The organism is Nocardioides sp., from assembly GCF_025965415.1.
Classification (GTDB): domain Bacteria; phylum Actinomycetota; class Actinomycetes; order Propionibacteriales; family Nocardioidaceae; genus Nocardioides.
The window spans coordinates 1-8,125 of sequence record NZ_JAOPWY010000134.1; the positions used below are offsets into that span (position 1 = coordinate 1).

At 71.5% G+C, this 8,125-nt stretch carries 8 protein-coding genes; 6 read left to right on the forward strand and 2 right to left on the reverse strand.

What is annotated here, in order from left to right:
* A partial coding sequence (locus JWN97_RS14010) for an HNH endonuclease signature motif containing protein (RefSeq protein WP_297623643.1) occupies positions 1-1,202 on the reverse strand: 1,202 nt, incomplete at its 3' end.
* 222 nt (positions 1,203-1,424) lie between these two features.
* On the opposite strand from JWN97_RS14010, the gene JWN97_RS14015 reads away from it, so the two are divergent.
* Entirely contained in the window at positions 1,425-1,721 is a 297-nt protein-coding gene (locus JWN97_RS14015; protein WP_297623646.1) for a hypothetical protein, read from the forward strand.
* A gap of 2 nt (positions 1,722-1,723) precedes the next feature.
* Here JWN97_RS14015 and JWN97_RS14020 read toward each other — a convergent pair whose 3' ends face one another.
* The gene (locus JWN97_RS14020; protein ID WP_297623649.1) at positions 1,724-2,170 is read right to left on the reverse strand and encodes a GNAT family N-acetyltransferase; all 447 of its coding nucleotides are present in this window, start codon (positions 2,168-2,170) and stop codon (positions 1,724-1,726) included.
* A gap of 260 nt (positions 2,171-2,430) precedes the next feature.
* On the opposite strand from JWN97_RS14020, the gene JWN97_RS14025 reads away from it, so the two are divergent.
* The 5 genes from JWN97_RS14025 to JWN97_RS14045 all read left to right on the forward strand — a co-directional run.
* On the forward strand, positions 2,431-3,855 hold the full coding sequence (locus JWN97_RS14025; RefSeq protein ID WP_297623652.1) for a solute carrier family 23 protein: 1,425 nt from the start codon (positions 2,431-2,433) through the stop codon (positions 3,853-3,855).
* Between the two features lie 4 nt (positions 3,856-3,859).
* Entirely contained in the window at positions 3,860-4,714 is an 855-nt protein-coding gene (locus JWN97_RS14030) for an FAD binding domain-containing protein (protein ID WP_297623655.1), read from the forward strand.
* A complete protein-coding gene (locus tag JWN97_RS14035; RefSeq protein ID WP_297623657.1) occupies positions 4,711-5,199 on the forward strand; it encodes a (2Fe-2S)-binding protein in 489 nt (162 codons plus the stop codon). The genes JWN97_RS14030 and JWN97_RS14035 overlap by 4 nt, the downstream gene beginning before the upstream one ends.
* Positions 5,196-7,619, forward strand: a complete 2,424-nt coding sequence (gene cutA, locus JWN97_RS14040; RefSeq protein WP_297623660.1) for an aerobic carbon-monoxide dehydrogenase large subunit — start codon at positions 5,196-5,198, stop codon at positions 7,617-7,619. The genes JWN97_RS14035 and cutA overlap by 4 nt, the downstream gene beginning before the upstream one ends.
* On the forward strand, positions 7,616-8,125 hold a 510-nt coding region (locus JWN97_RS14045), incomplete at its 3' end, for a carbon monoxide dehydrogenase subunit G (protein WP_297623672.1). The genes cutA and JWN97_RS14045, both read left to right, overlap by 4 nt.

Consider the following 8,125-nt stretch of genomic DNA (forward strand, 5'->3'; position numbering starts at 1 on the left):
CGGTGGTGGTGGTGCTGGCAGAGCAGGACCGCGTTGGTCAGGTCGGTTCGACCGCCGTGGTGCCAGGGGTCGTGGTGGTGGGCGTCGCACCAGGTGCCGGGGGTGTCGCAGTGTTCGGCGCGGCAGGTCTGGTCGCGGAGCAGGAGTGCTTTGCGTTGGGCGGGGGTGAAGAGCCGCTTCGCGCGGCCGAGGTCGAGGGGCAGGCTGGTGCCGTCGAGGACGGCGGGGAGGACCTTCGCGGTGCAGGCCAGCCGGCGGGCCTGGCTGGCGGTGATGCGGTCGCCGGTGAGGTCGTCACCGGGCACGAGGCCGGCACCGAGGAGGTCGGCGGTGGCGAGGTCGGCCTTGAGGGAGGCCAGCGGGATGGTGACGATGACGGTGGTGGCGTCGCCGCCGTGGACGGGGAGCCGGGTCGGGTCGATGGTCTCGAGGAGCTGGCCGAATGCCTGACCGAGGCGCTTGGGGTAGGGCAGCCGGGTGAACGGGTCCCCGGAGCCGCCCGCGCGGGCCTGGTCGTCACGGCTCGCGCGGGGGTTGGTGAAGGCCTCGAGGTACGTCGCGAGGCGGGTCGCGGTCGCGTCGGGCACCAGTGCGGAGATGCGAGTGGTCCCGTCGCCGAGCCTGCGCATCGTCATCCGGGTCCGGTCGGCGGCGTGGGCTTCGAGGGCGGCGAGGCGCTCGGCCTCGGCCTGCTCGGCGATGTCGGGGGCGACGACGTCGAGGATCCGGCGTCCGATCCGGCCCAGCTCCTTCGGCCCGAACTCACCGGCCCGCTCGACCAGGTGGGCCTCGGCACGAGCGACCGTCTCGGCCTCGACGGACGAGGGCAGCGCGGCGAGCGCGCGGCGGATCACGTGCGCCTGGTCGAGGGTCACCACCCCGTCGCGCATCCCGGCCGCCAGCACCGGAAGCTCCCGATCCAACGCCGAGGCAAGAGCGAGGTCGGCTCGCGCGTCGCCGAACCGCGTCCGGGTCCGGTGCGCCAGCCACGCCGCGGCGTCCTTCGCCCCGGTCGAGTCGGCCAGGTCCCCGGCGCCGGCCAGCACCCGCAGCCGCAGCTCGGCCAGCTGCCCCTCCGCCCGCACCAGCTCCGTCAGCGCCGTCGCCTTCTCCTCGACGCTCATGAAGGTCGGGTTCGCCCCCGCCACCGCCTTCAACAGGGCACGGACGTCGGAGACCACGGCCACGATCGGATGACCCACGAGGCTGCCTCCTCCGACGACGACGACGTACGCCACGCACGCGCGTGACACTTGACGGTCGTCGCTCCTGGAGGCCCGGGCACCCGGACTATTACGTCACCCTCGCAACTCGCCCCACCAGCCCGGCCATCGACCACCCGGTCACTCCATGGAACGTGCCCCCATGCTATTCGTGCTGACTACTATTCGCAACTCTGTTCTAACACGAGATAGGCTGCCGGAATGGCCGGCGGGATGAACAGGCGGACGCGCCCCGAACGCACCGAGAACCTCGCCGAGCGGGTCGCGGCCACCCGCGCCCGCCAGGTCGGGGAGCCGAAGCAGGCGGCCGAGATCCAGCCGCCACTGCTCAAGCACGCGTGGTACGACGGCCCCTACGGTCGACAGGCCGCCCTCCTCCTGGGCTGGCGCCGCATCGAGGACAGGTTCGACGGGCGCATCTGCGTGGCCACGCCGGACGACGGAGGCTGGGCGATCGTGGAGATGTGGGTGGACGGCGCGATGCTCTCGCCCGCCTGAGGTCAGAGCGTCTTCTCGTAGAAGACCCGGGTGAACCCGTGCGCGGTCGCCCGGCAGGTCTCGACGTAGCCGATGCGCTCATAGAGCGCCTGGTTCGCCACCATCGTCTCGTGCGTGTAGAGCCTGATCCGCGAGTGGCCGGCGCCGACGGCGCGCTCCTCGGCCAGGACGAGCAGCGCACGCCCGATGCCCCTGCCTGCGTGCGACGGCAGCACGGCGACGTTCTCCAGGAGCATCCCGTCGTCCTCGGCGACCAGCAGCAGGAAGCCGACGACCTCCCCGTCCACCGAGGCCACCCACGCCTCGGTCCCCGTGACGGCAGCCGCGTAGTCGGTGTCCATCGGCCCCGGACGCTTCCCACCCATGCGCGGCAGGTAGGCCGAGTACGCCTGCTCGGCGACGTACGACAGGCGGGGCGCGTCCGCGGCGGTCGCCCGACGGACGTGCATCAGCCCGGCTGCCGTACGCCGAACCACTGCTCCGGCGGACGCAGGAGGAGTCGCTGCGTGCGGGTCGGAGGGGACGGCCAGTCCTCGACCGTGAGCGGGAGACCCATGCCGCGGAGCGTACGAGGTCGGGTGGACCCGCCGAAGAACTTGTCATCACACCCGGCGTTCCTTCGGCAGATGTCGCCAGTGAGGGTGTGTGATGTGGCGCACTAGTTTGTGGTTTCTCGGGTACCCACCCCTGCAAAATCTGGAGGCTGCACATGTCGATGTTCAAGTGGGACGTGGTCGATCCGGCGCCCGGCGAAGCGGTGCTCCCGCACCAGCGGCTGCCGTGGGGCAAGACCATCGGTCTGGGTGCCCAGCACGTGGTCGCCATGTTCGGCGCCACCTTCGTCTTCCCCCTCGTCATGGGGCTCGACGCCAACCTCGCCATCATGTTCTCGGGTCTCTGCACGATCCTCTTCCTGCTCATCGTGCAGAACCGGGTGCCGAGCTACCTCGGCACGAGCGCGTCGTTCGTGGCCTCCGTCGCGGCGATCCGCATGCTCGACGAGGGCAACGACTCGTCGTACGTCACGGGCGCGATCCTGGTCGGTGGACTCGTGCTCGCCGCTGTCGGAGTGCTCGTCCACTTCGCCGGCGCGGAGCTGATCCACCGCATCCTGCCGCCCGCCGTCACCGGCGCCGTCGTCATGCTGATCGGCTTCAACCTCGCCCCGGTCGTGGCCGGCATCTACTGGCCGCAGGACCAGTGGATCGCGCTGCTGACCGCGGCCTTCATGGTCTTCGCCGCCGTCGCGCTGCCGGGCTTCTGGTCGCGCATCGCGGTCTTCCTGGCCCTGATCTTCGGCTACCTGCTCTCGTTCGTGGCCGACACGGTCTTCGGCCCGATCACCTCCGTCCTCGGCGGCGCCGTCGAGGCCACCGAGCACGACCGCGTCTCCTGGGCCGGCGTCCAGGCCGCCGACTGGATCGGCCTGCCGAGCGGCACGCTGGCCGACGGCGTCTCCGTCGTTCACGGCCCGTCGTTCTCCCTCACCGCCATCCTGCTCGTGCTGCCGGGCGTGATCGCCCTCGTCGCCGAGAACACCGGCCACGTCAAGGCCGTCGCCGAGATGACCGGCCAGAACCTCGACCCCTACATGGGCCGCGCGATCGGTGCCGACGGCATCGCGACCGCCTTCGCCAGCGCGTTCGGCGGCTCGCCGACCACGACGTACGCCGAGAACATCGGCGTCATGGGGGCGACGCGGGTCTACTCCACCGCCGCCTACTACGTCGCCGCGGTCGTCGCGATCCTGCTGGGCCTGTGCCCCAAGTTCGGCGCGGTCGTCAACGCGACGCCCGGCGGGGTCCTCGGCGGGATCACGGTTGTGCTCTACGGGATGATCGGACTCGTGGGAGCCAAGATCTGGGTGGAGAACAACGTCGACTTCGGCAACCCGGTCAACATGGTCGGCCTCGCGGCCGGACTCATCGCGGGCATCGGTGGCGTCACCCTCACCTTCGGTGACGACTTCGAGCTCGGCGGCATCGCGCTGGGCACGATCCTGGTCATCGTGTTCTTCCACATGGTCAAGGGCCGCGGCGGCGAGGGCGCCGGCGGCGTCACGCGCAACCTGAGCCACCCCGAGGGAGACACCGGCGACGCCGGTGCCCACAAGAGCACAGGGGAGGCGCAGTAACACCGTGAAGCCCGCACCCTTCGCCTACCAGCGTCCGTCCACCCTCGAGGAAGCACTGACCGCCCTCGCGGGGGAGCCGGGGGCGAAGGTGCTGGCCGGTGGCCAGTCCCTGGTCCCGCTGCTGTCCATGCGGCTCGCCGCCCCGTCGATGCTGGTCGACATCAACGCCCTGCCGGACCTCGGAGGCATCCACGTGGATGCCTCCGGGGTGCGGATCGGGGCGCTCGCCCGGCACGCCGACGTGCTGGCCTCGACCGAGGCGGCCGCGTCCCAGCCGCTGCTCGCCCTCGCGCTGAGCCACGTCGCGCACCCGACGATCCGCAACCGCGGGACCACGGTGGGCTCCCTGGTGCACGCCGACGCGGCAGCCGAGATGCCGATGGTGCTGCGGCTCCTGGAGGGATCCGTCGACGTCGCGTCGGTGCGCGGTCGTCGTACGATCCCGGCAGCGGAGCTGTTCGCCGGCCCGCTCGAGTCGACGCTGGCGCACGACGAGATCGCCGTCGAGGCGTTCTTCCCGGCGCTGTCGCCCCGCGGCGGGGTCGCCTTCGAGGAGATCGCGCGACGGCACGGCGACTACGCCATGGTCGGCGTGGCCGCCCTGGTCGAGTGCGACGGTGACGACGTCACGAGCGCCCGCCTGGGCTTCGTCTCGGTGAACGACGTGCCGACGGTGGTCGACGTGACCGACCACCTCGACGACGCGGCCACCGCTGCCCTCGCCGAGCTGGAGCCGGCCGAGGACATCCACGCCAGCGCCGACTACCGCGCCCACCTGGTGAAGGTGCTGGCCACGCGCGTGCTCGCCGCCGCGATCGACGACGCCCGCTCGCGGGCCGGAAGGGTGACGACCCCATGACCGAGCAGGTCCACGACGTCCGGCTGCACGTCAACGGCTCCGTCCACGAGGTGCAGGTGCCCGCGCGGCGGCTACTCTCCGACGCGCTGCGCCACGCCTGCGGGCTGACCGGCACGCACGTCGGCTGCGAGCACGGCGTGTGCGGTGCGTGCACCGTCCTGGTCGACGGCCGGCCGATGCGCTCGTGCCTGATGCTCGCGGTGTCCGCGGTCGACGCCGAGATCACCACGGTCGAGGGGCTGACCGAGGCCGACGGCTCGCTCTCGCCGGTGCAGCAGGCGTTCTCCGACTGCCACGGGCTGCAGTGCGGCTTCTGCACGCCGGGCTTCCTGACCACGATCACCGCCGGCCTGCGCGACAACCCCGACCCGTCCGAGGACGAGGCGCGGGAGATGATCGCGGGCAACCTCTGCCGCTGCACGGGCTACCAGAACATCGTGAAGTCCGTCCTGCGCGCCGCTGAGATCACCGAGGAGCGCTCATGACCACCAAGCTCTTCGGCACCAAGGTCGCGCGCGTCGAGGACCAGCGGTTCCTCCGCGGCCAGGGGCGCTACGTCGACGACCTGCTCCACGACGACCCGCGCCTGCTGCACGCCGCCGTGCTGCGCTCGCCCCACGCCCACGCGCGGATCATCGACATCGACGTCTCCGACGTGCTCGACGTCGAGGGCGTGCTCGCGGTGTGGACCTACGACGACCTGGCCGACGCGATGGCCGAGCCGCTGCCGCTGCTGATCCCGCACCCGACGCTGACGCACGGGCGCACGCAGTACGCCCTGGCGAAGGACGAGGTCAACTACGTCGGCGAGGCGATCGCCTTCGTCGTCGCCGTCGACCGCTACGTCGCGGAGGACGCGGTCGCGCGGATCCGCGTCGACTACGACCACCTCGAGCCCGTCGTCGGGATCGCCGCCGCCCGCGCGGCGGACCGCCTCGTCCACGACGACGTGCCGGGCAACGTCGGGGCGCGGATGGAGCAGGAGAACGGTGACGCCCGCGCCGCGATCGCCGACGCCCCGCACACCCTCACCCTCGAGCTCGACATCGAGCGCTCGGCCTGCACGCCGATGGAGGGCCGCGGCACCGTGGCCCGCTGGGACCCCGACACCAGCCGCCTCACGGTGTGGTCGTCGACCCAGACCTCGACCGGCGTGCGCGGCTGCGTCGCCGCCAAGCTCGGCCTCGACCTCGCCAAGGTCGACGTGATCACCCCCGACGTCGGCGGCGGCTTCGGCGTGAAGATCAACCACCCGTGGCCCGAGGAGCTGCTGGTGCCGCTCGCCGCGATGACGCTGGGCCGCCCGGTGAAGTTCACCGAGGACCGGCGCGAGCACTTCATCTCCTCGGCCCACGAGCGCGCCCCGGTCCACCACGTCGAGGTCGGCTTCGACGACGACGGCCGGCTGCTCGGCCTCAACGTCGAGTTCTGGCACGACCACGGCGCCTACACGCCGTACGGACTGATCGTCCCGATCATCACCTCGACCCAGCTGCTCGGCCCCTACAAGCCGCTCAACTACCGCGTCGTCTTCGAGTCGCTCTACACCAACACCGTCATCGTCACCCCCTACCGCGGCGCCGGCCGGCCACAGGGGTGCTTCGTGATGGAGCGGACGATGGACGCCATCGCGGCCTACCTCGGAAAGGACCGCACGGAGGTCCGCAGCACCAACTTCATCCAGCCCGACGAGTTCCCCTACGAGCACGGCCTGGTCTTCCAGGACGGCCGCGAGCTGACCTACGACTCCGGCGACTACCCGGCCTCGCTGGCCAAGCTCAAGGCGCTGGTGGGCTGGGACGAGTTCGAGGATTTCCGCGCCGAGATGGCCGCCCAGGGACGACGGGTCGGCATCGGCCTGGCCTGCTACGTCGAGGGCACCGGCGTCGGCCCCTACGAGGGCGCGCACGTGCACATCGAGACCTCCGGCAAGGTCAAGGTCGCGACCGGCCTCACCACCCAGGGGCAGGGCCACCAGACCGCCTTCGCGCAGATCGTCGCCGACACCCTCGGGGTCCGCTTCGAGGACGTCGAGATCACCACCGGCGACACCCGCAAGATGCCGTACGCCGTGGGCACCTTCGCCTCGCGCGCGGCGGTGATGAGCGGGTCCGCGATCCACCTCGCCTCGCTGCGGGCTCGCGAGAAGGCGCTGCGCATCGCGGCCGAGGCGCTCGAGGCGTCCGAGGACGACCTCGAGATCAACGATGGCGTGGTGTCGGTGCGTGGCACCGACGCCACGATCGACCTCGGCACCGTCGCCGTGCTCTCCAACCCGCTGCGCTACGCCTTCGACGAGGCGTCCAAGGCGGCCACCCAGTTCTCCGTGGGCGACCCGGGCAAGCCGCCGGTGGCCGAGGACGACGAGCCCGGCCTGGAGGGCAAGGACTTCTACTCGCCCGAGCGCTCCACCTTCGCCAACGGCATGCACGCGGTGATCGTGGAGACCGACCCGGACACCGCCGAGATCACCATCCTCAAGTACGCCGTGGTCCACGACTGCGGCCACCTCATCAACCCGATGATCGTCGAGGGCCAGATCCACGGCGGCGTGGCCCAGGGCGTGGGCGGCGCGCTCTACGAGCGGATGGTCTACGACGAGTCGGGGCAGCTGCTCAACGCCTCGTTCATGGACTTCCTCATGCCCTACGTCACCGAGGTGCCGACCACGATCGACATCGACCACCTCGAGACGCCCTCGCCGCTCAACCCGCTCGGCATCAAGGGAGCGGGTGAGGCGGGCGTGATCCCGTCCGCCGCGGTGTTCGCCGCGGCGATCGAGGACGCCGAGGGCTTCCCGATCACGGCGATGCCGATCTCGCCGTCCGAGCTCTTCGCGCTGCGCCTCGCCCACGCCGACGACCACACCGAACTCACCCCCGTCTCGGAGGAGAAGACCCGATGAAGTTCACCCAAGAGTTCGTCCTGGCCGCACCGGTCGCGCAGGCGTGGGACGCGCTGCTCGACCCCGCCGTGCTGGTCCGCACCATCCCGGGCTGCGAGCGGCTCGAGTCGACGGGCGAGAACGCCTATGCCATGACGGTGACCGCCGGCGTGGCCTCGATCAAGGGCACGTACGCCGGGTCGTGCGCGCTGCGCGACCTGGTCGAGCACGAGTCGCTGGTGATGAAGCTCGACGGTGCCGGCGCCCCCGGCACCATCGGCGCGACGGTCAACGTGCGCTTCACGCCCGAGGGCTCCTCGACGCGGATCTCCTACGACGCCGACGCGGTCGTCGGCGGGATGATCGGCGGCGTGGGCCAGCGGATGCTCAGCAGCGTCTCCAAGCGGATGGCGGGGGAGTTCTTCGGCAACGTCGACGCGGTCCTGGCGGGCGGCGGGGCGGGTCTCGCGACAGGTGCGGGCGCGCCCGTTGCCCCGGTCGCCGCATCGGGCGAGGCGCCGGCCGGC